Origin of the sequence: Brakhagea baltica (assembly GCF_052161605.1) — a bacterium.
Taxonomy (GTDB): domain Bacteria; phylum Planctomycetota; class Planctomycetia; order Pirellulales; family Pirellulaceae; genus JBKCUI01.
Map to the genome: position 1 here is coordinate 5,778,994 of NZ_CP197409.1, position 25,128 is coordinate 5,804,121.

The following is a 25,128-nucleotide window of genomic DNA, read 5'->3' on the forward strand; positions in this document are numbered from 1 at the left end:
TCGTTTTGCCACGTGGGTAATCGATTGCAACTAAATGATTTTTTGAACTCGCTTGGCTTTTCCTTCGGAGGCAGGCAAACTGCCTGGCGAGGTTGCTCGAACACTGATCCTCAAGCCGAGTTGGACCTGTAGCGCTTCTTCAATGGCAGGCACTTGATTCTCGGCAACGTCGACATCGAGAGTCACTTCATCGATCGCCCCTCTTTTGTCCAAATTGATGCGAAAGTTTTTGACAGACTCAAACTGTCTCAAAATCGCCTCGATACTCGAAGGAAACAAGTTCACACCTCGGACCACGAACATGTCGTCCGCTCTTCCCAGTATTCCACCCTCGAGCTCGACAAAGGTCGTGTCGGAGCAATTGTCGTACCTCGGTTTAACAATGTCTCCCGTCCTGTACCGCAGTACAGGTGCACCTACTCGCCCAAGCGATGTAAGCACGAGCTCTCGATAGTCTGAGTTCGAATCGCCAGAGTTACGCCCTTCTAGAGGCAAGAACTCTGCAATGAATTCGGATTCAATGACATGCAATCCATTACCATCTGATGCACCGAACCCCCATGGACCGATCTCGGTAGCTCCAGCGTGATCCATGACCCGAGCACCAAAATTTTGCTCGATCTGAGCTCGAACAGAGGGAATCGAACCTCCCGGTTCACCCGCGACAAAGACGATGCGAATGGAACTATCTCGAAGGGATTGACCACGTTCTCGGGCCGCTTGTGCTAAGTGCAGTGCATAGCTAGGAGTCGCGAAAAGCACAGAAGGTTGTGACGTGCGAATCATCTCCAGTCTTGCGACAGTCGACATCCCTCCCGAAGGGATGACAAGACAGTCACGTTTTAGGCAAGCGTCATGAGCGCTCCAAAAGCCAATAAACGGTCCGAAGGAGAATGCCATGAGGATGCGATCACTGCTCTCGATTTGGCACGCATCGAGCACATACTGCCAGGTGTTCGTCCACCATTCCCAGTCCGCTTTGGTATCTTGGATCACCATGGGCCGGCCATGCGTGCCGCTCGTTCGGTGGTAGCGATGGTAAAGCGACTGCGCTTGTTCGCCCCAGTAGGTATGATGTTTGGCGACACCATCCTCGGTGGTCGCGAGCCATTCGGATTTGGTAGACAACGGGAACTCTTGCCACTGATTCAGAGAATCTAATTGCAAGCAGTCTCCCTGGAGTTTGTTGCGATAGTAGCTATTTGCGGGCAAGACTCGACGGAGCAAGGCGTTTAATCGGCCAAGCTGGTAGGTTTGAAGATCGGCACGTGGCAAGTGCAAAAAAGCACGTCGGCTCTCGAAACTAGATAGACTCGAGTCACTGGAATGGGAGCTCATTGATGGGTTGGCCAACCGTTATTGTGGGTTCGTTAAATCCAGTTTCGTGATAAACTACCGGAATGATTGTAGAAGGGATTATAACCACCGAAGACGAAAACGGGAAAATGCATGTGGCACCTATCGGGCCGCATGTCGATCCGGATTTTAGTACTTGGACGTTGTACCCCTTTCAAACATCAACCACTTTTTCGAATTTACATCGTAGTGGGCGGGCCGTATTTCATATCACCGACGATGCGTTTTTGCTCACCGCCAGCGTGCTGGGGCTCGGCAATTCCACCACATCGAATTCGATCCAAGGTTCGAGTGCAGCGGATATGCGTGAAAAAGCTTGTGTAAAGTGGGCGGCGCAGATTGCACGCGCAAGATCCGCAACGCTTCACAGCGAGTTGGGCTGGGTTTTGGATCGGTGCCATCGTTACATCGGATTGGAGGTCACCCAGTGGGACACGTCGGCTCCTCGGGCGACTGCCGTATGTCAGGTTGTTAGCCAAGGCTCCAACGGCGATTTCTGGGGCTGGAATCGGGCGAAGCATTCGTTGCTGGAGCTAGCCATATTGGTCAGCCGTAAGCATCTCACCGATCGAGCAACCTGGGACGCAGAATGGGAGCGGCACCGAATCATCATCCACAAAACCGCTGGTCCTGAGGAACTGGACGCGTTGGCGTTGCTCACAGCTCTGGTCATGCCATAATGGATCCGGTTTGGGACCAAGTTTCTTAGAATTCGAATTGTAATGACAGCCAAATATCACATTGGGATCGACTTAGGGACGACCAATTCGGTGCTCGCCTTTGCTCCTGCCGACGAGCCGGAGGCCATGATTGCCGTGTTGCCTATTCCACAGATTACGGCCCCAGGCACCGTGGAAAGACGGTTGTCTCTGCCATCGTTTCTGTTGCGGATGGATGGGGAGCCGGATCCTACCTTTCGCATGGATGGATTTCGTTCACCATACGGTGTGGTTGGAGAGTATGCGCGCCGCGTCGCTAGCGAGCAACCTGATCGTGTGATTGCCGCCGCTAAGAGCTGGCTGTGTCATAGTGCTGTGGACCGCACTAGCCCGTTACTTCCTTTCGAGAACGATACACCGGAGTTACGGCTGTCCCCGTTGGAGGCGACCACAGCGTATCTGATGCATTTAGTCGATGCTTGGAGCCAGCAATTTTCGGATGCACCGTTTCATGAGCAAAGGGTGGCTATAACCGTACCTGCTTCGTTTGACCTCGATGCCAGGGAGCTTACGAAGCAGGCAGCTATGACAGCTGGTTTCCCCGAAGATTTTGTTTTTTTGGAGGAGCCACAAGCGGCCCTCTACAATTGGATTCACGCCCAGGGAGACAATTGGCGTCGACAACTTAAAAAAGATGACTCCCTTTTGGTGTGCGATGTCGGGGGAGGAACTACCGACTTGACACTAGTGCAAGTCACCGAGGAAGCCGGGGAGTTGGAACTGAGTCGGTTGGCGGTCGGCAAGCACTTGTTGGTTGGTGGAGACAACATGGACTTGACCCTCGCTCACGTTGCTTCGCAACTCTTTGCCTCCAAGGGGCACAAGCTCAATGCATGGCAGTCGACATCGCTATGGCATTCCTGTCGATTAGCTAAGGAATCGCTGCTCCACCCTAAAGCTCCCAGCAGCGTGCCGCTCAACATTTTGGGACGTGGTAGCAAATTGATCGGTGGGACGATATCCGTGGATCTCGAGCGATCGATCGTTGAGTCTACTTTGGTTGATGGGTTCTTTCCAGTCGTGGATTTACAAGATCGACCGGTCGAGTCGGGAGAAACGGGCTTTCAGGAAATCGGGCTGCCGTTCGAGCCCGACTCCGCCATTACGAAACATGTGGCTGCTTTTTTAGGCGACCATTTGCACAAAACTCCCAGTCAGCGGATTTCGCATTTATTGTTTAACGGCGGTGTGTTCAACGCATCGCCGTTCCGTAATCGTCTCGTTCAAACCATCTCGAATTGGAACCAATCTTCGGAGGATGCACTGTTTGTGTTGGGAGGTGTGGAGGATTTGGATCAAGCGGTCGCTTGCGGAGCCGTTTATTACTTGTGGGCAAAGGATCACGGCGGCATTCGCATACGTGGGGGGACTGCTCGCAGTTATTACATTGGCATCGAATCGACTGGACCTGCCATCCCGGGAATTCCTCGTCCGCTACATGCCTTGTGCGTAGTACCTCACGGGATGGAGGAAGGGACGGAGTGTATCATTGGTAGCAAGGAGGTTGGACTTAGGACTGGCAAGAAGGCACGTTTTCGCTTTTTCTCTAGCACCACGAGAACAGCGGACAAGCCTGGGCAGTTGCTCAAAGAATGGGACGAGGGAGAATTGACGGAAACACCACCCATGGAGACAGAGTTGGCTGCTACTGATACGCCGGGGTTGGTTCCGGTACGTTTTGAGAGTCGAGTTACCGAGCTAGGAACGCTTGAGCTCTATTGCAAATCGTCACGATCCGATGACGCTTGGAAACTGGAACTACAAGTTCGATCACCTGATTAATCAATTCGCTGGCATAGCAAAGGAAAACCAGAGCATGAAAATCTTATTAACGTCGGATGGATCGCCAGCGTCGCTCGATGCCGTCAAGGAGTACTGCCGCCTCAGTGCGAACGTGCCTCACGAAATCACAGTACTGACGGTAGATGATGTACAGCCGTACGGCGTACTGAATCGCAAGATGCGACAGCAAGTGGAAAGCTTGCAGAAACAAGTCGCTTTGGAAACCTTTACTGCGGTAGAAGATGTTCTCAAGCAGAGCGGTCGTAGCGGACAACATATCGAGCGGAGCGGCCATGCTGCAAATGAAATTGTCGGTTGGACCGAAAGTCATCCGGTGGATTTGTTGGTGATCGGAGCACGTGGTGCCGGATTCATTTCTCGTTTGCTTTTGGGGAGCACCAGCGATTCGGTTGTCAGCCACTCCCATTGCCCAGTGTTGGTAGTGCGACCAGCGAATCATCCTGATGGAGTTGAGCAGTCCCCTCACGTCACGTTGGCGTGGGATGGCTCTGAGAACTCCAAGATGGCATTGGAGTATCTCAAGACCTGGAGACTGACTCCCGATGCTCGCATATCTATATTATCCGTCCTGCCGCGTCCGAAAGAGTTGCCGGAAGATATTGTTTACGATGCCGAACACGTGGATGCCCAGAAGAGCGAAATAGAGGGCCAATCAGAAGAGCTAAGGCAGATCTATAAGAACGTAGACGTGCATGTCGTCGAAGCGATTTCGGTCGCATCCACCATCATTGGCTTTGCCGATCGCAACAACAGTTCGCTCGTAGTCATTGGTGACAAAGGACGATCTGCGATCCAGCGAATCTTGATCGGAAGTGTCGCGCGGCATGTTTTACACAGCGCGACCTGTAGCGTGCTGATGGTAAAGGCTCCGCAAGTTTCTAACTAGCCGCGAGAGTTCTTGGTGGCAAACACGATCTAAGTTGTTTGCCCGAATGCCGCAGCTAGAAAAAGCTTGCTGTGTAGATATCGCTACTCAGCGGGGAGCTCTTTCAAAATTCCCATTTCCAGCACCCATCGGGTCAGAGCGACATCGTTCGACAGGCTTAACTTGTCCAAGATGCGCTGGCGATGCCTCGCGACGGCTTGAAAACTGGTTCCGAAAAGGGCGGCGATGCTCTTGATTGGTAGGCCTTGAACGATCCTCGAAACAACTTCTTTTTCGCGTTGTGTCAAATTCGCAAGCAAACTGACCGCCTTGTTGCGTCGATCATCGTTCAGCTTTTTTTGCTGAGAGACGGCAATCGCACGGCTCAAACTGTCCTCGAGTTGATTCGGCGCGAATGGCTTTTCCAAATAAGCCAGGGCACCGGAAAGAAAGGCGTCCGAGCACGATTGGACGCTACCAAGTCCGGCTGTGATAATCGTCGGAACATTCCAACCCATGTCCTTTAGGTGCCGCATGAGATCGATACCAGGCATGTCATCCAGCTCGCTACCAATAAACATGCAGCCGACCGGTTCCTCTACGACTAATTGTCGGAAAAGGCTGGCGGTTTCGAACACCTGGCAGCTGATACCCTGACGCGAAACTAGATCAAAAATGCTTTTTTGAGCCTTTTTGTCGTTGTCGACGATCAAGACCGCTACCTGCAAGGCCGGATCAACCTGCACTGCTGGATCAAGTGGTTTGGAGTCCAATTGTAACAAGTGGTTGTATTGGGTTGGTGTATCTGGCGTGCTTGGGATGGAAATTATCTACATGATCGATCTGTTTCTCCGTGCTGCTAGCTCGCCCAGCGAAGTGGCCGAACACATCTTTGGTTGCTCAAAAAACGAAAAACGCAAAAATGTAAACCCGTGGGTGTAACCAAGGTTCCGGTAGATTCGGGACGGAATTTTAGAAAATCGTCCTGCCGCAGTTGCGGAATTTGCCAATAATGTGGCCTTGTTGTGAGCCCGGTGGCACGCTCTGAGGAGCGAAGGGCGTTTTAATGCACCACAACCTTCGTTCCTCAGGATGTTCCACCCTCTCATCGTCGCACGTGGCTACCAACGTTCCGTCAGGTTACCATGCGGTGCCTTCAGGCCACCATGTGGGCAAACAGACCAGAAATCAAACAAACTCAGACAAAACAATCGCGAGCAAAATAGCTTTGAATCCTAAACCCCGTGACAAAACGTCCCGCCGCAAATCCGCCTCAGGCACCGATTCGGAGAATGCAATGGCAAGCCGAACTTCTCCGAGGATAGAGGAACGCCTGCTGATCGAGGAGCTTGGTTCGTGGGGAGCAGACAAAAGGCCGCAGGGCTCTAGCGAGTCTCGCCTGCAGATTCTTAGTGTCTCCTCTGGGCGACACCAGGCTGCAGAGTGGATCTGCCAGAACTGGGAACATTCCGAAGCATCATGCTGGCATATAGATTCCTTCCAGGCAAATCGCACATCGATGCAGTTCGCATTGGACTTGGACAACCAGCCCATTTCGGCCCCAGAAAATCTCAAGATTCTTTGTGCGGCCGATGCGCCGAGCAAGACCTTTGACATGGCTATCCTTAGCCTTGTTAGTACAGGAGAAACAGAGCTGGCACGCGATTACTTGCAACAGCTCTTTTGCCAACTACGAATCGGTGGCTGGCTCATTGCTGCGGTCGACAACAAAGAGGACACATGGCTTCTGAACCAGATGAAGTCGTTTGAAAAGAGCATTAAGTTCAAGAACCATAAACGTGGAAAAGTTTATTGGATCGAGAAAACCGCCGAGTTGAAAAAACTCAAGGACTTCAGTTGCGAGTTAGCGTTCCGCGATTGTGACGAGCTGGTCAAGCTAGTGACAAGGCCTGGCGTTTTTTCTCACCGAAAGCTTGACAATGGTGCCAGGCAATTGCTCGATGCCGTGGACGTCTATCCTCAAGCCAGATTGCTAGACATCGGGTGTGGCAGTGGATCAGTAGCCCTCGGGCTTGCCATGCGAGACCCAACGGCCCACATTCATGCGGTGGATTCCAGTGCCCGGGCCATCGATTGTTTGATGCGGGGGGCGAAGCTCAATCAATTGACGAATATCACCGCCGAGGTCAATTACACAGGTGTCTATGGCGATCCTAACTCGTATGACATGGCGCTGGCAAACCCGCCGTATTATGGCGACTTTCACATTGCTGAGAAATTTATCGCGGCCGCTCAGCGATCGCTGCGGCCCGGCGGGCGAATCGTTCTCGTCAACAAGCAGCCGAGCTGGTACGAAGAGAATCTCAAGAGATGGTTCGAGGATTGCGAGGTATACCCGTCCCGTCGCTATTTTATCGCGTCCGGTATCAAGGCGACGTCTTAGGAGTATTAAGCAAGGTTTTAATAAGCGGCACGAGTTGCGATTGTGCCTGCTTGGACCAATCGAGAACTTCGCTGTGCTCGGTTTTTGTGGGCGCATCCGGCGTGGCGACGTTGGTAACGATGGAGAAAGCCAGGACTCGCAAGGCGCGAGATCGGGCGACCAGCACTTCAGGCACCGTGCTCATGCCGACCATGTCAGCCCCAAGTCTCGCGAACATTCGGTACTCCGCTCGCGTTTCGTAGGTCGGCCCAAGGGTGGCTAGGTAGGTACCGCGGTGAAGGGGAAATCCTAGGGACAAAGCGACTCGCTCTGCGTCTTTCATGAGCACCTCATCGTAGGTGCCACCCACCCTGTTGTGATGACCATAACGCAGAATCTCCTCTGCGCCAGCCGAACCTCGTTCGCCCCTAAGTGTTAGCTCTTGTTCTGAAAAGGGGGACTTTCTCATCGCGTCAATGTGCTGATCGATCAATACAACTTGGCCGCTGCGGAAACGTGGATTGATCCCCCCTGAAGCATTAGAAACGATTAGCTCCTTCACTCCCAAACCAGCCAGAACGCGGACCGGAAAGGTTGCTTGGACTGGACTCCAGCCCTCATATAAATGCGCCCGACCGGCTAAAGCTGCGACTGCTCTGCGACCGATACGCCCCAGAACCAAATTGCCAGCGTGCCCGGAAACGTGGGACAAAGGGAATCCTGGGATGTTGGCATAAGGTATAGTGATAGGATCCTCAATCTCCTGTGCCAGGGAGCCAAGCCCGCTGCCCAGGATCAAGCCCACCAGGGGGCTGGCTCTGAGCAGCAGATCGACGGGGGCGGAAGCACGCAGATATTCAACCGCGATTCGTTCTTGCTCGAGAATGTTCATTAGTAAAACTTTTTCTGTGTCGTGTGTTTTCGAATCGAGCAACAAAATTACCGAGGAGTGCCTCGCAGCGGAAGTTGTTAAATTTCCCGACAGCGGAGTAGTGGGAGTTGCCAAACTTCCAGCCAACGACGTCCCTGTTCACCACCCTGAGCCGTATTCGCAATCATTTGGCCTTGTGAAACCGGCGGTACTTTACCATACTTTTCAAAGCATTTACATGATATTAGGCGAAGCCACCTCCCGCAGCGTTGCGGGTTTATCAGCCACGGGTGTCCCCCGGAGGCTGTTCGTTTTTCTGGGCATCCGATTCGGATGTCGTTAGAAAGTGCGTTGGACTTTGCCGCGAACCCTTCGTAACCGAGTTCGGCTAATTGGCTCGAACCCCGTTTAGAAAGTAAGAATTATGGCGAGATATACAGGACCCAAAGCACGGGTCAATCGTCGTTTCGGTGCACAGTTGTTTGAAAGCGCTGGTGCCGTTCGAGCCTACGAGAAGCGAAGCGAGCAGCCACCAGGGATGCACCCAAAGAGCCGCCGCACCAGTAACTACGGTACCGCTCTCTCGGAAAAGCAAAAGATCAAGTACTACTACGGACTCGGTGAGCGTCAGTTGCGTCGGTACTTTGCTGATGCGGTTCGCAAGAAGGGCAATACCGGGGAAACCTTGCTGTTGATCTGCGAGCGCCGGCTCGACAATGTTGTGCGTCGCGTGGGTTTTTCCAAGACGCGGCCACAAGCTCGTCAGGGGATCGTGCACGGTCACTTTAAAGTGAACGGTGTCAAGGTAACGAGCCCATCGTACGTGCTCCGCCCAGGTGATGTGATCGAAATCCGAAGCAGCGAAGCAGTTCGAAACCTTTATCGTGGCATTATCGCCAACAATTCCCCAGTTCCTTTGGATTGGGTGACGCTCGACACCGAAGGGCTCAAAGCTACGATGCTAGGTCAACCCGGTCCGAGCGACATTTCGCTGCCGGTAAACGCTAACATCGTGGTTGAATTCCTGTCTCGATAATCGGTTCTACCAAAGACTGACACTTTCGAGTTCCCATTCCTCATTGATAGAGTGGACTTTTGCGCATGCATGCATCTGTTGTTGTTTTAGGCGGTGGACCTGGTGGGTACGCCGCAGCTTTCCTGGCAGCGGATGAAGGACTCGAAGTTGTTTTGGTGGAAGCCGAGCCCCGGCTTGGGGGCACCTGTTTGTTACGTGGTTGCATTCCTTCCAAGGCGTTGCTCCACGTGGCGAAGGTGATCGAGGAGGCTCACGAGTTAACCGAAGGATGGGGGGTCGAATTTTCGAAGCCCATCATCGACATTGATAAGGTTCGAGCACGCAAAGACAAGGTGATTGAGACCTTGACCGGCGGGCTCGGGCAACTGGCTAAGCGTCGTAACGTCAAAGTTATTCGAGCGCGAGGCAGCTTTGAAAATTCAACGACACTGCTGCTCGAGGGTGACGATCCGTCGATCCCCGAGGGGGGCAAGGTGACGTTTGACTACTGCGTTGTGGCGACCGGTTCGGTGCCTGCTATGCCACCCGCGTTCAAGATTGGCTCCGATCGAGTTATGGACTCGACTGGCGCACTTCTATTGAAAGACATTCCCGAGCGACTACTCGTTATCGGTGGTGGATACATCGGGCTAGAGATGGGAACCGTTTACGCCAGCCTGGGTTCAAAAGTATCCGTCGTTGAGATGACCGAAGGCTTGCTCCCCGGTGCTGACCGAGATTTGGTTAAGCCACTGCATAATAGGCTGAAGACGCTTTTCGATAACCGTATCTATTTGAACACCAAGGTAGGTTCGATTGCCGAAGTTGATAATCAGGTCGAGGTCACCTTTGAGGGGCCAGGTAAGTTTGGACACGAGCGATTTGATCGGGTCCTCGTCAGTGTCGGCAGACGGCCCGTAACTCAGGGGGTGGGGCTAGAGAATACCTCAGCAAAAGTGAACGAACGAGGTTTTATCGTTTGCGACAAGCAACAACGAACGAGCGATCCGCACATCTTCGCGATCGGTGACGTAGCGGGTGACCCGATGTTGGCCCACAAAGCCAGCCATGAAGCCAAGGTCGCGATCGAAGTTATCCTCGGTCGTCCTGCTATTTTTGACAAAGTTGCAATCCCTGCCGTGGTCTTCACCGATCCCGAGATTGCTTGGGCTGGATTGACCGACGAGCAAGCTAAGCGAGAAGGTTTAGTTGTGGCAACCGAAACCTATCCTTGGGCAGCGAGCGGACGAGCTCAAGCGCTTGGTCGCACCGAAGGGTTTACCAAGTGGCTCATCGAACCCGAATCGCAACGTGTACTTGGATGCGGGATCGTTGGTCCTGGGGCAGGCGAGTTAATCGCTGAGGCAGCGTTAGCAATCGAGATGGGATGTGAGATCCGCGATGTAACCGAGACCGTTCACCCTCACCCAACTCTCAGTGAAACGCTCATGAACGCCGGTGAAGTTCACTTTGGAACAGCAACCGAAATCTACAAGCCAAAAAAGCATTAGGCTTGACTGGCTTGGCGTAGTGAAAAACGTTGGGTGGCACGCCCTGAGGAACGAAGGGCGTGATCCTCCATACCCCTGGTGCCAGTGGTAGCCACCTCTTTTTTGGTAAGGCCAGACTAGCTCCGTCCGCAAGGCGTTCCTTCTCTCGGGATGATTACAAGTCTAATCTGCTTCGAGTGCTGCTTTCTGTTGGTCCACTCGCTCTTGGAGATCGACAGCGAATCAAAAATCTCGGAGTGTTTTCAAAATACGGCTTCTGATCTTCCTGACGTTAACTGACGTGACACCGAATTCCTGAGCAACCGATTCCGTTCCATGACCGTCGATGACGGAGCGACAAAAAATCTCCCAAGCTCGATCGCTATACTGTGACTTGGTTAAGTCAATCTGCGACTGCCATTTCTCACAACCGCCAGCGCTCGATACATCACTCGTTCGGGTCAAGAACGAAATCGCATGCAGCATCTCATGAACACTCGAGCCCCCGATAGCCTCAGGTTGGCTCGCGTTGTTACGGTAGTGATCCGCAATACGGCGAGACACGATCACCTTTAACCAAGCTCGAAATGCCCCAGCTCCCGGCGTACCCGAAAAGGTCCGGAGGTTTCTGGCAATGCTGAGCCAGGTTTCTTGTTCCACGTCAGCTGTCGCATCGGGCTTGAGACCTCGAACACGACACCAATGTCGGATCCGAGGACCGTATAGCAATACCAATCGATTCCACGAACTAGGTTCGAATTCTTGTGCTCGCGCGATAAGAGTCGGGCTCGTACCGCTCGAGGCATTACTCTGAAAGTTCTGATTGCTCATAGGTCACGTTTTGGATCGATCAAATTTCGTGTCACACCTCCACGACTTCTATGTTAGTCCCGATTTCAGAATATTGGCAACACCACAAAAAATAGTCCCCTGACCCAGCCAACAAAACAAACAACCGGAACAAGAGGAGCTAAAATGCTATCGATGTCTACCCTGAATGAAGATCAATCGAGTATCCCAACCCCCTGCCCAGGTCGCGATGAACTGCAACGATATTTACTCGGTCTGACCGATGACCGAGAGATTGAGAGCCTCGAAAACCATTTGGAATGCTGCCCCAGGTGCAACGATTTCTTGTCTGAGTTAGAAGCAGCAGAACCGGATATCATTCATCAGTCTTTTGAGGAAGGTGTCCTGAGCAAAGTTCTACAGACCATCAAAGTCGATCGCTTCCTAAGAAACAGTGCGATAATGGAGGTACCGGACAATCTGGGCGTCTACAGGATTGTCGGCCCACTTGGCTACGGTGGGATGGGCAGAGTCTACGCAGCGGAGCATACGAAACTCCATCGAAAAGTCGCATTAAAATTGTTACCGGTCGCGAATTGTCCACCCTCGGCCGTAGAACGATTTGAACGCGAAGTGATGGCTGCGGGCAAAATTCAACATGCCGCCATCGTCCATGCAACCGATGCCGGAATCGAGTCAGGGTTCCAGTACCTCGCTATGGAGATTGTTAACGGTTGGGACTTAGCACGGATAGCAGTCATTCTTCGAACAGCCTCCGTCGCCGACATTTGCGAAATAGCGAGACAAGTTGCTTTGGCATTGTCTTACGCGCATTCGCTTGGAATGATTCACCGCGACATCAAGCCGTCGAATCTTATGCTGGACAAAACGGGGCAACCTAAGTTGCTTGATTTCGGCTTGGTCCTTTTCGACCAATGGACCGCACCGACGAATGATCTAACGACCGTTGGGCAGTTTCTCGGTACTTTTGATTACATGGCTCCCGAACAAGCGGAAAGGAGTGGCACGGTCGACTCCCGATCAGATATCTACTCTTTGGGGGCAACCCTTTTTCGTATGCTGACCGGCCAGAACCATCTGGGAATGAGCCAGTCTCAATCGCCGCTCGAAAAGATTCGACTCATCAGTGAGCACAATCCCATTCGGGTCGAAACGCTTAGACCAGATTTACCATCAGCTCTATGCAAGCTGGTAAATCAAATGCTGTGCAAGCATCCAGAAGATCGCCCTGCTGTTGCTGCTCATGTCGCGGAATCTCTCGAACCATATTGCAAGACGGCCAACCTGTTAGCTTTGTCGAATTACGTAGAGTTGCATAGCAATGAGTTGGCTGATCAAAGTAACGAAAGTCTACTTCCACCGCTCGCAGCACGTCAGCGGCCAAGCATACGTGTGCCTCGACATTGGGCATGGATCGCTACAAGTTTCCTGCCGTTCCTTGTCTATTTTGGAGTAACCCTCACGATTCAAAGTGATTCCGGAACGCTCGTGATTCAATCGGAGCTCGAAGATGTTTCCCTCAAACTGAGGAAATTAAAGTCGAGCACACAAAGGGAACTAAGTATCAAGCATGGGAACTCGCTCACGACACTCCAGTCGGGTGAATACGAAGCAGTCATCGAATCTGCAACCGATCAAGCGGAGATTTCCGATAGTCTTATCGTGTTGAAGAAGGGTGAAACGGTCGTTGCAAGGATTACAAAAGCTAAGCACCAAGACTTGTCGACCGTCGGACCAAAAGAAATGAAAGGATCGCTAGGTACGGATGAAGAGATTGCGAAACTCGGCCTCCCGACCGAGACCCTCGTCCTAGAATTCGATGGTAAATCCATTCGTTCCTTAATGCGATCTGTCATGTTGGAACGATCGTTCGATCGTTGGAGCGATGCAGCAAATAGTCTCTATCGAGGCTTGAGCGAAACCGAGCGAGAATCCATCTACGGGCTGGTCATCGAGATAGCAAAGAAAAACGGATTTGTAACTCCGAAGCGTTCGATCGCTATCGAGTGGATATCAGATGAGATGGTAGAAGAGTTATTTGTTGAGCAATTGGAGAAGCGGTTTAACTTGGTGGAGTCGTTTAGAGAAATAGATGAAGCGATTGACATAAAGCGGTTTCGTTCTGGCTCAAAGCTTTTCGAAACGCTGGAAAGAAAAATCGTAGTCAATTTAACACTCCATCAAATTTCGGAGGTAATGAAGGATTCACAAAACAGCATGTGGTCCAATGAGCGACTCCTCTCGGAGCATCCAGGATTTTTGCTGCTTCACCCGCTGGTGCGAGCGAACGACACGATTACCAAGCTCCCGCCTGTTTCGATGAACTCGAACAGGTGCATCGACTTGCAGAAAGTCCTGCTTAAAGGCGAACGAAAAGATAAATGGACACGTCTCTGGAGTATTTTACCTGAGCTCACGGACCTTCAATCAAACAATCCAGAGTTTCTTGAGTCAACAATGGAGATCCTAGCCTCCAAGATTGCCTTTTGGGCTGATAGCGAGGCGGTCATGCCAACCACGAGTATGGTTGAAAGCTTCTTGGCCCCGAAGTACCCTTTCATTTCACTTGGTGCTACTCATGGCTATTCGCACAAGGCGGGGGCAGCGGTACGCATACCAGACTTGATTGCCTATCTCGAAGTCTGTGGACTTGTTCCTAAGGAGTATCTACCCGCGCAGCAATTGGAACTCTTATCCAGAATGCTACAGGGTAAAATTACCAATTTAGCTCCGCCGATAAAGGGGATGGTGGAACGAACGCCCGGCGTGCTCGGTTGGTCGAGCACTGGGGACTTGCAAATAATTCAAGAGACCCCTTTTCAAGGAATGGCTTGGCCGGTGCAGCCCGATGAACATGATGCTTTTCTATCACTGGCCTTGATTCGGTGGATTCAATACCTGCAACATAGCGATCGTCTCAGCCCCGCTGAAGTCTTTGAACGATTTCAGGCCAATTTCATCGATCCAAAGGACCTGCTTTCCGAGAACGCTGTCGAATCCTATAACGATTTCATGAAGGATCTCGATGATTCGGAAAAGAGGGAGCGGCAACGCGATTTTGCGTCGGTGCGGATACTGCGATACGTTCCTAAAGCGAATCGCTTGGAGATCGAGCTTGCTCCGCCAGAAGAAATTGCTGCGAATCTGCCAAGTGATGGAGATGCACAAAAGATTATTTTGGAGATGATGCTGGAAAAAGCTGGTTGGCGTATCAACTCGTTGAAGTCCGGCGAGCGAGTAGTCTTCTGAGCAAAACTACCAATTGATGTATCACCCCCGCCAAGGTGAGCGGCAGTTGGAAATCTAACGCAAGTATCACGAACGGCCTTGTTAGTTGGCGCATTGAGGCCAATGGATCGGCACTTCCGGAGGAACATAGGGTACAGCGCATCAGCACGCCCTTCATTCCTCAGTGCGTGCCACCGAGGATGCAAGTCTATGCCCATGAGGTAAAGCCATTCATGGTTCTTAAGCTTCAAGCTAACTTAAGACTTTTCAATCCACTCAGCTGGTGGCTCGATCTCGTCGGCCATGGGTGAGCCACAGTCCTTGCGTCCACTTCCTTCCAGTCGACTGATGACTCGAACCTCCATGTCTTGATCGCAAAGAATCTGACAGCCGAGCCGTACACCGGTTACGCCACGGTCTGACAAGATCTGTTGCTCGGCTTTCGTCATCTTGGTCGGCTCGCCCGAAACAAACTCGACTCGACATGTTGTGCAACGAGCTTTACCACCGCAAGCATGCAACTGGTCAATCCCCGCTTCACGCATCGCCGCCGCAAGCCGCTTTGTGGACTCAACCTCGAACGATCCGATTCCTTCAACAGTAAGCTTCGCCATCAATCTCTTTCTACAACTGGTTAGTAACAACTAAAGGTAAGTGAAAACCAATCAACGGTTCACTTCGAATTGACCCACTCCTCGATCTGCTCAGCACTCATGCCGCCAACTTGAGTATCCACAGCCACGCCATTCTTGAACAGAATCGTCTTGGGAATGCCAGACACATCGTACTCACTCGATAAATCAGGATTATTGTCGACATCGATATGTAGAACCGACGCCGCAAAATTCTTCTCCTTTAGCTTCTCCAGCTCGTCGTCCATGTATCGGCATGGCCCGCACCATGTCGCCCCAAACTTGACCAACGTAACGGGGTTCGAAGTAATCGCCTGCTTAAACTCCTCGGCAGAAACAAACGGGCCCGCGTCTTCGGATATCGTGCGTTCCCCGATGTTTCTCGGCCGAAAGAATACGACGTAAGCTGTAGCGATTATCGCGAGAAAGGCGATGAATTTGAGCGCGGGTGAGGTGTCGGATTTGACCATGGTTCTCAGACCTTTTTTTTGAATTAAAAACCTTAAGGGATTGGCTACTTTTGAGTCGCTTTAAGAAGGATCTCTCGAGTGACTTCGTAAATTTTCTGCTGACGAGTCGCTAACTCTTCCATTTCCGCTATGGAGTCGGCATCTTCGACTTGGCCGAGTGTGTCCTCAATTTTGTCGAGCCGCTGCGCTAGCGATTGCGTGCGCCGGTTGACTCGCAATTGTAACGTTTTGAGAAGACGCAGCTCTGCTAAATTGTCGACCAAAGGCTGATCCTCCGAACCTCCTTGCCCCTGCTGTTCAGAGGCTTGTCGCTTGTTCTCCTCGCGTTTCTTTTGGACCTGCTTTAAAGACTCAAGCAGTTCCTCAAGCGAAAACAGAATCTCATCCTCAATGGCTTGCGTCGTAGAGGAGACGTTCCCCTGACTTAGCTTTTTAGCAACGGTTTGTGCATCGCGGACGATTTGATCCAATGCCTCCGGGAACGCCGTGCTGGAACCTTCGTCCTGCAGCAACAGCAAAGCCCTTTGCCCTTCCATCACAACCTTGGACTGCTCGATCGCAAGCTTGTTGGCTTGAATATCGAGGGTTCGATCACGTGCGTCCCCCTCGAGCTTATCCAGTCTCCCGGTTTCTTCCCGAATCATGCGTTCCTGTTCGCTCATTCGACGCAGTCGTGACTCGAGGTCCACCAACGAACGCTCGATCTCCTCTTCTCGAATCTGCCGTAGAATCCTTTCAAGCTCATCGACCGCCTCTCGCAACTCGCGTTCCGCTTCTAGCTGCTCCTCAACCGCTTCTTGGCGGTTTTCTTCGTCCATTTTTTGTTGAGCTTGCTGCATGCGTTGCTTGGCTTGCTGCACTCGTTCTCGGGCGTTCTCTTCGCGAGTCTTGGGCTGCTGTTGCTTATCGGACGACGATTCCGATTGGGACTCGGATCCTGAATCCGACTCTGACTTCTCGGAGGATCCCTCAGACTTTTCCGAGCCCTCTTTTGGTTTCGCATCCTGTGGCTTGCTAGGCTGGGATGGATCCTGCTGGGACTGATCCTGTTTTCCCGGATTCTCGGTCGATTGTTCGGGGGGAGTTTTATCGGAGGCCTCTTTCTCTTCAGACTTTGACTCACCTGATTTGCTGCCATCTGACTTGCTGTCATCGGATTTCTTCTCGTCCGATTCGCCCGATTCTTCTACTGATTCGTTTCCCTCAGACTTTTCCCCGTCGGAGTTCTTCTCGGCCGATTGGTTGTCTTTCTTTTCCCCTTTGGATTCGGAGCTTTTGGCTTCCGAGTCGGGCTTGAGATCCTTCAGGTCGGATTCCGCACCCTCGAGCTGCTGCTCCAAATTCTGTTGGTCCGCCTTGGCTTGCTTTAAATCTTGGCCAGACTCCGTCCGCCCTCGGACCGATCGCTGCAAAGTCTCAATCCGCTGGAGTTCTTTTAAAATGTCTTCCAGACGAGCCCGTTCCTCCCGGATTCGCGAGCTGCGGTTCTCGCTTTGCAACAGCTCTAGCAGCTTCTTGAGGCTTTCCTGCGCGGACTCTTGTTCTTGTATGGCTCGGCTCAATTGTCCTTTGGCCAACATCTCGCTGGCATTGAAGAGTCGTTGCCGGGTTCCCAACTGCTTGCTTAGTTGAGCCGCTTGCATGAGCAATCCCGCATGCGTTGGATTGGTAACGGCCTCCAGCTCACTCATTCGCAGGAATGTGTCTTCCAGCTTTTGAAGCTTCAGCACCAAGTCCTTTTGCTTGCGTTCGAGATCAGCAGCTTCTTTGGCAGACGTTTGGCTGGGTGTTGCAGCCGGTGCCGGTTGCCCGATGGCGAGTTGCATCCCGTTAAGTACCCAACAACTCGCGACGCAACCCAAGATCAAGAGTGTTCGCAAGCTCGAAAACGATGGGGAGGTCAATCGGTTCATTTTAGGATATCCAATAGTTCTTTTCGTTCTCGCTCTTTTTTCAACCCCTTGGTTTCTTCGATCAAGCTGCTGTTGTTGTCGATGATGTCTCGGAGCATATCGATGATGGCGGTCTGATCTTGAATCTCGAGCATATCAGAAAGGATGGCGTTCAAGTCGACGATAATCTCATTGCTTCGCTCCACCGAGGAACGAGTCAGCTCGCTGATGGGAGCCTGATCGTCGGGTGTCTTGGCCAATAGCTTCTCGAGCTCTGAAACACCCTTGGCGAACACACCCCACTTGGTATCGAGCATAGAGCGAAGCGGCTGTTGAATTTTTTCTTGCCAGCGTGTCCGTCGGTCGGTACTCTCGACTCGGTTGTTGATGAGCTCCTTAGCAATTTGCAGGATCTCCCTTTCCACGCCGTTCAATTCCCCTTCGGATTTGGATACCTGACTGAGGGCTTGCTGGGAACGAAGTAATCGCAAGCGATTGAAACGCGCGGTTTCTTCCTCCTGGTTAACCTCTGGGGGAGGATCGGCAGAGTCGTCGTCACTCGGCGGAGGCGGAGTTGGCTTGCGTTCCAAAATCAGCAGCAAATCTCGCAATTGCGACATTTCACCGATGATGGTTTCGAGTCTTTTCCGCATGGCCGCTTCTCGTCGGTCCAGCAACAGCAGCAACTCGTCTGGAGTCACGATGCTGAGCTGAATGAGACCGGATCGCCCGACATGAGGCTCGGGAGATAGGTCATAGTAGTCGCTCGCTGCCAGTGACAAGGCGAGCGTCGATTTCGGCTGTAGAACCATGGTTCCCGCATCCCGCAACTCTTTGCAATCGATTTGAGTTCGGATTTCCTCGGTCCCGCGAATGTCGATGTCAGTCCGTCTCAAGGGCTCCTCGCCGTTGGCCAGCTCGAGCCAAATTTCGTTCACGTCGTATTCGTCTCGAACCTTGCCAACGATAGGCAACAAGGCCAGTTCGGTGATGGCACTGCCGATGCCGTCGAGAACCATGTCCACTTGTGGTGGGTTATCGACGATCGTTGAGATGACGTACTGTTGCACTCGGTTGGAGCAGACTCCTTGGTCATCCCAAAGCCGCATCTCCACGAGCAAATTTCCTTGTAGCGTTCCAACCGGAATCGTGAACGTCTTGCTGGGGGCTTCTAGTTCCACCGTCTGCTCAATGGCAACCTTTTGGTCGCGATTCGTGCTGTCGATGATGACAAAATCGCACCGACGTATTTCTTTGTTGGCTTGAACTGATAGCTGCACCGATGAGCCTAGCGGGATACGAAGGCCTGTTCGGTATTCCATCCGCTCGGTTCCTGTTCGCGATTGGGTGGAGCGTTGCAGATACTCTGGATAGGTGACATCGAGGTTAAGTCCGGTCACGAGAGGCGGGTCTACCACCTTGAGCTTTAAATCGCTCAGTCGGGCATCGCCACCGAGAATGCTCATGGTGAGCGACTGATTGAGGGATTCGAGTGGAGGACCATCGAGGAGAAAATTCTGCTTGCGATCCGTAGCGTTGAGGCGACGCATGTTGGCTCGCCCCCGGTTCCCATCCGCGTCATAGTAGTAGACGGTACAAGACTCCGGGACCTTTTTGGCATCGAGCGAGGCAAAGCTTTTGAGTTGCCCCGATTGCCCTCTGGGATAGGTTAGCGTTCCATTCTCAAAGCTGAGTAGATAGCGACTGCGGTTCTCCGCGCCGGTGAAGCTGGGAACCTCGAACTCAATTCCCTCGATACCGAGAGAAACGTTTCGAGGCCAAGGATCATTCGCTAATCCAAAAAATCGTTTGGACCAAAGATAGGTCCACTCAGGGTTCAGCAGGAGCAAGACGACGGAAACGGCCAGCGTGAAACCGAGCAGGACGAGTTGCAGTTGCAACGGCCGCTTCAGTACGAGCTCTTCAACGTTCACCGTTTCAATGCCTCTCAGGGCATTCTCTCGCGAGAGAGCGAGCAAGCCTGGACGGGTCGGGTGGTCCGCCACGGAGTTGCTCGTGACCGAGGGCTGCACGGATTGCACCGTTGTGATCAGCGAGCTTTGGAAAGTCGGGTACTTGCGTTCGATCAGCAAAGCCAACGCATGGTCGGACCAACGAACGGCCCAGCGTTTGATGATATTTTGATAGAAGAGGTAAATGATCCCGGCGCTCAAGATCGCCAGCATGCAGACGCGAACCCAGCGAGGGGATTCCGAGGCCCCGATCCAAGCGGGTAGGTAATCGATCCACCCGCAAAGCCAAAACAAGGTCACCGCCCAAAGAGCGGACAAGACCCCTGCCTGTAAAAGGATGTAACGACCGAGCAAGGAGCGAAGCTGGTCTAATGTTTGTCGGATCGGCTGTGGTAAGGGAGCCGATCCGTGACTCTTATGGGTTGGTTGTGCGTACGACATACTGTAATAGTACCCGATTCGCAGTCACGATAGAATCCACCGCCGATAGAAATCCCCTCAAAGCAGGCATTTCCCGCCTTTCTTCCCTTTCCTAAAGATCCGTCTGATCTGACTGATCCGTCTGATCTGACTGAACTGGGGCGGTCTGTAGTCGGTCTAGCCTGTCAAGGAACGCCTGGGCTCGATCTTGGTAGTGTAGTGCTGGGTACCCAACAGTGATCCTCGTTGCTGGGGATGTGATGAGTTGGTAATCTGCCACGACCGTTCTCATGTAAAACCACTTCACTGGGGGATAGCGGAAAAACCAGGGCGGTTCTAAACCACCAACGCGACTATTTAGAAACTCGTTTCGAGCCAATTCTCCATTTGCTTTGGAAAGAGAACGTATCGTAGTGAGATAAAGCGATTTTCTAAACCGTTCGCTTGCCGGGTCGAGCTTGGGGCATAATTCTCGTAGTGCCATCGGGCCACCCAATGCAGCGATTTCTGCGTCGTTCAATTCGCTCAAGGCCCACCATACGATCGATCGGCCTTCCTCGGTGATTGCAGAAAGGTATGCGCTGTCAACATCCATGAGTTGCTTTGCGCGCTGCCACGCCTGCTTCGACAAGTCGAATTCCCCCTCGGTAGCCGCGAACCTTCCAACGATCGCTAATTTTGCAAGCAACGGATTCCAATTTCTGGATCGTTGATAAAGATCGGGCGAAGGAGATGAAACAGGCAAAATCTGTTTGTCCATTCTTGAAAGATCCGCTTTGGTCTGCTCAAGAAACTTTTCTTTGGTCTCATCCTGCTTACCAAGACCTTCAACAATCTGATCAAATACAGCAGAGTGGGGATTTGAAGTGTTATCGAAAATCCGACGAGACAACGTACTAACTGCACTCTCCCATCGCCAAATCTCGATCTCTTGAAATAGCGTATGCGATTCATTTATCTCGGGAATCTTCCGTATGTCCTCTTCTAGAGCAGACAATGGAAAATTCTTCGGATCATAACTCGGTTGCAGCAGAAATCCGAAATGGAGCAATGCCAGTAGCGATGCCAGTACGGAAACCAAGATGGCCAACGGAAATGCAGCTACGTAGCGGAGCCCTAGATTCACACGATCTTGAACAACCCAGCGATTGGCAATTTTATAGATCGCTGCAATGAACAAGCATACGCAACCTAAGATGAATGCGGCAAAGAGTCTATAAGATATTTCATCTCGAAGGCTTCCCAATGGGATGCCATATTGGAATTTTTTGTAGGCCCACAGTAGCAATCCTCCGCACGCTCCTAGCGTGATTACTGTAACCGTTACAGCAATGATCGGTCGCCCAAAACAGAGCGATCCCAACGCTCCTATGGAAAAAGCTAGCGTTAACAATTCAGGGGTTGTAAATCCTGTCAGCTCTAATCCGAATCTTGGCGAGCCAATCGACATGCCTAACTTGCAGGCTGCCAGCCCTACCAAAACAAATCCCATCGCAACGATCAATCGAGTCGTCACAAGCTTCGCTGGGCTTACCCCTCGATCCGCTAAAAACCGAAAGCGGCCCAAAACCTGATCACCCGCGAAAGTCGTGGCTCCAAGAATCCCGACAGCCTGAAATAGGGAGGCACTTATCATATCTCTCAATTCATAGCGATTTAACCATGAAACCGCTGGCACTAGACCTGTAATAACTAGCAATCGTAGTCCAAGCATCTGACGGAATGCCAACACAAATTGACTCCCCAATTCTGTCGGCGATACGTTTTTCCTGATTCGATACTCGATCGCTTCAGCTGGCGAAGATCGTAAGCTACCACGCCGAACCCCGATAGACGCTGTCTGCCCATAAGTCCATCGCCATCGAAACGCCCACACCATGCAAGCGGTCCCGGTGACAAAGAAAAGAGTTCCCAAGCTAAACATGAGAACCTGTTCTGCCGCTTCGCGAGTCGCGACCAAACCCGTCTGCATAAGAAAATCGGTAGACGCCCGGGTCAGAACCCCTATGACAATCAACTGGGCGGTCGATACTGCTATCGCTCCGACGATCAGTGCTACCAAAGGTTCACGAAAGAGAAGCAATGCTAAGTAAAAAAAGGCGACTATCTCGAACCATACTAGGAACAGCACTAGCGGAAACCAAGCGAACTCCGATCGGAAACTTACAGACGGCAATTGCCCCGAGGCAAAGAGAATCAAGGGAACAATCGCCGTAAGGCACAAGACGAGAAGGCAAGCACTTAACGTGACGATGAGCTTGCTCAACAACGCTGACCGCCAACTTGTGGGCAACACGCTGGACCAACCCCATGTACCCGTCTGCCGCTCATGCCCAATGAGCATGCCGCTGCACCCAAGTGCAATGAATGTTGGAGCCAACATGGCAATTAATACCGTGGGGCCAAGGACAACTTCGTGCGGATCACCGCTTGCTAATATGCCAAATGACAACATCACGAATAGCAATTGAAGCACAGGCATGATCACGGCGATGGCTACAACGACCTGCCGAACGACCCGCCAGTCTTTCCAAAGCAATCTTCCGAACGCCGTGCGATCACAGTCCTTCTTCGATCGCGTAATATACGCATTGTTCAGGCTCGCTCCAGGGGCCGATATCAAAGCATTATCTATTGCGGTTTGCATGATTTTCTCCTTTCTACATTGCCTGGGAGAATTTCGTACCATCCATACAAGTCAGATCACCTTGCATGGGCTGGGTAAAGCCGATGTACAGTTCCTCAAGATTCGGTCGTACCGCTTTCACTTCGAAAAGATTGGCATCTTGTTGAATGGCTCGAAGCGTTTCATCGTTGAATCCCCGAACCATCAATTGAATCGTGCGGCCATTCTGGGATGCGTGCAATACCTCGAGCGAATGTATCTCGTTGGGAAGCATAAGAAGTGGATCTTTCATGGATAAACTGAGCATGGAGATGCTGGACTTGATGTCTTCCAGCGGTGCCGCTATCCGCAATTTGCCCTTGTGAAGGATTGCAATCCAGTCGGCGACTCGTTCCACCTCGTGGATTTGATGAGAGCTTAAGAATACCGTTTGCCCCGCGGCCGCTCGATCGATCATGCTTTCCAAAAAGGAACGCCGCACGACCGGATCGAGGCCGGATGTGGGCTCGTCAAGAATCAATAACTGCGGATCAAAGGCCATCGCTAGAGAAAGGGCAACCTTGGCCCGCATGCCTTTTGATAGATCCCGCAGTTTCGTCTGCGGGGGCAATTGAAACTCTTGGATCAATTGATCGTATCGAGTGAGAAAACCATCGGGATAAAATCCAGCGGCATACCAACCAGCATCGGAAACCGACATCCAATCGTAAACGGCTGGCGCATCGGAGACGTAGCCGACCGCACGTCGCAGAGGGAGTGGTGATCTCACTGGATCGAACCCGCAAACGCGGACCGTGCCTGATTGGAATTTGTGATATCCCAACAAGCCGCGAATGAGGGTCGATTTTCCAGCCCCGTTCTCGCCGAGCAAAGCGAACACGACACCTTGCGGCACCTTGAAAGACACATCGTCGAGGACGACTTTGCTACCGAATCGTTTTGATACCCGCTCTACCGAAATCGCTGCTGTCATGGTTGGTTCTCCCGTGATTGGTCGCTGTTGCTGATCGCCCTTTTGAGCCCTTTTTCGAACATATCTCGCAGTCGCTCGGGATCGAGCCCACCACGAATCGCTTCTTCAAGCACGCTTTCTAAACGCTCTGCTAGCAACTGTTTCCGGTCGCTCACACAACGCTGCTTCGCACCAGGACACACGGCCATACCGCGTCCTCGCAATGCTTGAAGAACATCCTCGTCCTGCAACTGCATAAATGCCCGCTGGACCGTGTTCGGATTGACCGCCAACTGACGGGCTAGCTCCCGCACACTCGGTATGACTTGCCCCGGGACTAAAACCCCTTCCGCAACGGCGTACTTGATCTGCCGAACAAGCTGCTCGTAAATGGGCATCCCATTATCGGGTTCAACTGATAGCTGCATCGATCGTCACCTCCTTTTTGGTGTGTTGGTGTTACGATACACCAAAACGCGGTTTAGATCAAGGAGGTAGCTGGGAGAACTCGATTATCCGAACGTTTGATGCCCTACGGTAAGTTCTCTTGCCCGGATCCGGCTCACGCTGCTCAGACCGCCATCCCCTGCAAGTGACTACTTTGGTCTGCCCTGGAGATCGCAGCGCAGGGCGATGCCCGTGCGGTCAGGCGATTGAGGCCTGCGCTCAGCGAGATACTAGCATGCGATAATACGCTATCGTTTGCTTAAGCCCATCTTCCAAGTGAAATTGAGGCTCGTAGCCTAAGAGCCTTCGCGCTAGCGAGATGTCAGCTAAGCTTTCCTTTACATCACCAACTCGCGGGGGCTGAAACTCGATCTTCGGCGAAATCCCCAGCATCTGCCCTAACAGCTTCAGCAACTGCAATAAAGTTGTCTGTCGCCCATCGGCCATATTGAATATCCGCCCACCTATGTTGGGCCGTTCTGCAGCGAGCAAGTTTCCATGAACAACGTTTGCCACAAACGTAAAGTCTCTTGATTGTAAGCCATCGCCGTAAACGATTGCGGGCTCGCCATTGAGAATGCGACTCACAAAAATGGGAATAACGGCTGAATAGGGACTGTCCGGATCTTGTCTAGGACCGAAGACGTTGAAGTATCTCAATCCAACTGTCTCGAGACCGAAGCTGTGAAAATAGGACTGGCAATAGTACTCGCCGCACAACTTGGCAACAGCATAAGGAGACAATGGCATAGGAAGGTCAGCCTCACGCTTGGAGGAAGTCGGCTGATCACCATAAGCGCTACTGCTCGCGGCATATACGAATTTTCGAACCTTTGCCTTGACGCTTTGGTCCAACATGTTCAAAGTGCCGGTCGCGCAGGCGCTGTGTGTATCGAGTGGTCGCTCGAGCGAGAGCGGAACCGATGCTAACGCTGCTTGATGAAAAACCCTTTCGATGCCACTCAGGGCTTCCTTGCAAGCGATCGGGTCCGTTATGTCCCCCTCAACGAACTCGATTCGATCCGAAACCTCTTCTAGATTGTCTCGGTTACCCGTACTTAGGTTATCAAGAACACGAACTGAGTGGCCGGAATCCAACAAGCCCCGAACGATATGAGAACCAATGAATCCAGCACCGCCCGTTACTAAACATCGAGCCATCGAGTTTCCCCTAAG

The 25,128-nt window shown here is 52.1% G+C and carries 19 protein-coding genes; 7 read left to right on the plus strand and 12 right to left on the minus strand.

The window, feature by feature from the left end; all coding sequences use genetic code 11:
- Positions 1-30 precede the first annotated feature (30 nt).
- Positions 31-1,338, minus strand: coding sequence for a phenylacetate--CoA ligase family protein (locus tag SH449x_RS22500; protein WP_482378327.1), 1,308 nt, complete (start codon positions 1,336-1,338; stop codon positions 31-33).
- A 62-nt stretch (positions 1,339-1,400) separates the two neighbouring features.
- On the opposite strand from SH449x_RS22500, the gene SH449x_RS22505 reads away from it, so the two are divergent.
- Genes SH449x_RS22505 through SH449x_RS22515 form a run of 3 tightly spaced genes read left to right on the plus strand, consistent with a single transcriptional unit; the run spans position 1,401 to position 4,764 of the window.
- Positions 1,401-2,036: a DUF447 domain-containing protein gene (locus SH449x_RS22505; RefSeq protein WP_482378328.1), complete on the plus strand. Its 636-nt coding sequence runs from the start codon at positions 1,401-1,403 to the stop codon at positions 2,034-2,036.
- A 42-nt stretch (positions 2,037-2,078) separates the two neighbouring features.
- Positions 2,079-3,857 carry an Hsp70 family protein gene (locus SH449x_RS22510; protein ID WP_482378329.1) on the plus strand — a complete coding sequence of 593 codons (1,779 nt, stop codon included), beginning with the start codon at positions 2,079-2,081 and terminating at the stop codon, positions 3,855-3,857.
- Between the two features lie 34 nt (positions 3,858-3,891).
- Complete coding sequence (locus SH449x_RS22515) at positions 3,892-4,764, plus strand: universal stress protein (protein WP_482378330.1); 873 nt, start codon at positions 3,892-3,894, stop codon at positions 4,762-4,764.
- 83 nt (positions 4,765-4,847) lie between these two features.
- Here SH449x_RS22515 and SH449x_RS22520 read toward each other — a convergent pair whose 3' ends face one another.
- On the minus strand, positions 4,848-5,516 hold the full coding sequence (locus SH449x_RS22520; RefSeq protein ID WP_482378331.1) for a response regulator transcription factor: 669 nt from the start codon (positions 5,514-5,516) through the stop codon (positions 4,848-4,850).
- A 524-nt stretch (positions 5,517-6,040) separates the two neighbouring features.
- On the opposite strand from SH449x_RS22520, the gene SH449x_RS22525 reads away from it, so the two are divergent.
- The gene (locus SH449x_RS22525) at positions 6,041-7,147 is read left to right on the plus strand and encodes a class I SAM-dependent methyltransferase (protein ID WP_482378332.1); all 1,107 of its coding nucleotides are present in this window, start codon (positions 6,041-6,043) and stop codon (positions 7,145-7,147) included.
- On the opposite strand, the gene SH449x_RS22530 is transcribed toward SH449x_RS22525, so the two are convergent.
- Complete coding sequence (locus SH449x_RS22530; RefSeq protein WP_482378333.1) at positions 7,131-8,018, minus strand: purine-nucleoside phosphorylase; 888 nt, start codon at positions 8,016-8,018, stop codon at positions 7,131-7,133. The genes SH449x_RS22525 and SH449x_RS22530 overlap by 17 nt on opposite strands.
- A 403-nt stretch (positions 8,019-8,421) precedes the next feature.
- On the opposite strand from SH449x_RS22530, the gene rpsD reads away from it, so the two are divergent.
- Together rpsD and lpdA are read left to right on the plus strand one after the other, a co-directional pair.
- A complete protein-coding gene (rpsD, locus tag SH449x_RS22535) occupies positions 8,422-9,033 on the plus strand; it encodes a 30S ribosomal protein S4 (protein ID WP_482378334.1) in 612 nt (203 codons plus the stop codon).
- A gap of 65 nt (positions 9,034-9,098) precedes the next feature.
- Positions 9,099-10,523 carry a dihydrolipoyl dehydrogenase gene (lpdA, locus tag SH449x_RS22540; RefSeq protein ID WP_482378335.1) on the plus strand — a complete coding sequence of 475 codons (1,425 nt, stop codon included), beginning with the start codon at positions 9,099-9,101 and terminating at the stop codon, positions 10,521-10,523.
- 222 nt (positions 10,524-10,745) lie between these two features.
- On the opposite strand, the gene SH449x_RS22545 is transcribed toward lpdA, so the two are convergent.
- Positions 10,746-11,333, minus strand: coding sequence for an RNA polymerase sigma factor (locus SH449x_RS22545; RefSeq protein WP_482378336.1), 588 nt, complete (start codon positions 11,331-11,333; stop codon positions 10,746-10,748).
- Positions 11,334-11,477: 144 nt separating this feature from the next.
- Here SH449x_RS22545 and SH449x_RS22550 point away from each other — a divergent pair, with 144 nt between their 5' ends.
- Positions 11,478-14,561 (plus strand): protein kinase domain-containing protein, encoded by a 3,084-nt coding sequence (locus SH449x_RS22550; protein WP_482378337.1) that lies wholly within the window; start codon positions 11,478-11,480, stop codon positions 14,559-14,561.
- Between the two features lie 236 nt (positions 14,562-14,797).
- Here the strand turns inward: SH449x_RS22550 and SH449x_RS22555 are convergent, their stop codons facing one another.
- From SH449x_RS22555 to SH449x_RS22590, 8 genes are all read right to left on the minus strand, one after another.
- Positions 14,798-15,154 carry a 2Fe-2S iron-sulfur cluster-binding protein gene (locus SH449x_RS22555; protein ID WP_482378338.1) on the minus strand — a complete coding sequence of 119 codons (357 nt, stop codon included), beginning with the start codon at positions 15,152-15,154 and terminating at the stop codon, positions 14,798-14,800.
- Between the two features lie 59 nt (positions 15,155-15,213).
- The gene (locus tag SH449x_RS22560) at positions 15,214-15,642 is read right to left on the minus strand and encodes a thioredoxin family protein (RefSeq protein WP_482378339.1); all 429 of its coding nucleotides are present in this window, start codon (positions 15,640-15,642) and stop codon (positions 15,214-15,216) included.
- Positions 15,643-15,686: 44 nt separating this feature from the next.
- On the minus strand, positions 15,687-17,555 hold the full coding sequence (locus SH449x_RS22565; protein ID WP_482378340.1) for a hypothetical protein: 1,869 nt from the start codon (positions 17,553-17,555) through the stop codon (positions 15,687-15,689).
- Positions 17,552-19,948 carry a hypothetical protein gene (locus SH449x_RS22570; protein WP_482378341.1) on the minus strand — a complete coding sequence of 799 codons (2,397 nt, stop codon included), beginning with the start codon at positions 19,946-19,948 and terminating at the stop codon, positions 17,552-17,554. Before SH449x_RS22570 ends, SH449x_RS22565 begins: the two co-directional genes overlap by 4 nt.
- A gap of 91 nt (positions 19,949-20,039) precedes the next feature.
- Positions 20,040-22,574 (minus strand): hypothetical protein, encoded by a 2,535-nt coding sequence (locus tag SH449x_RS22575; protein WP_482378342.1) that lies wholly within the window; start codon positions 22,572-22,574, stop codon positions 20,040-20,042.
- Positions 22,575-22,587: 13 nt separating this feature from the next.
- Complete coding sequence (locus tag SH449x_RS22580) at positions 22,588-23,526, minus strand: ABC transporter ATP-binding protein (protein ID WP_482378343.1); 939 nt, start codon at positions 23,524-23,526, stop codon at positions 22,588-22,590.
- The gene (locus SH449x_RS22585) at positions 23,523-23,933 is read right to left on the minus strand and encodes a GntR family transcriptional regulator (protein WP_482378344.1); all 411 of its coding nucleotides are present in this window, start codon (positions 23,931-23,933) and stop codon (positions 23,523-23,525) included. Before SH449x_RS22585 ends, SH449x_RS22580 begins: the two co-directional genes overlap by 4 nt.
- A 238-nt stretch (positions 23,934-24,171) precedes the next feature.
- Positions 24,172-25,113 (minus strand): SDR family oxidoreductase, encoded by a 942-nt coding sequence (locus SH449x_RS22590; RefSeq protein ID WP_482378345.1) that lies wholly within the window; start codon positions 25,111-25,113, stop codon positions 24,172-24,174.
- Positions 25,114-25,128 lie beyond the last annotated feature (15 nt).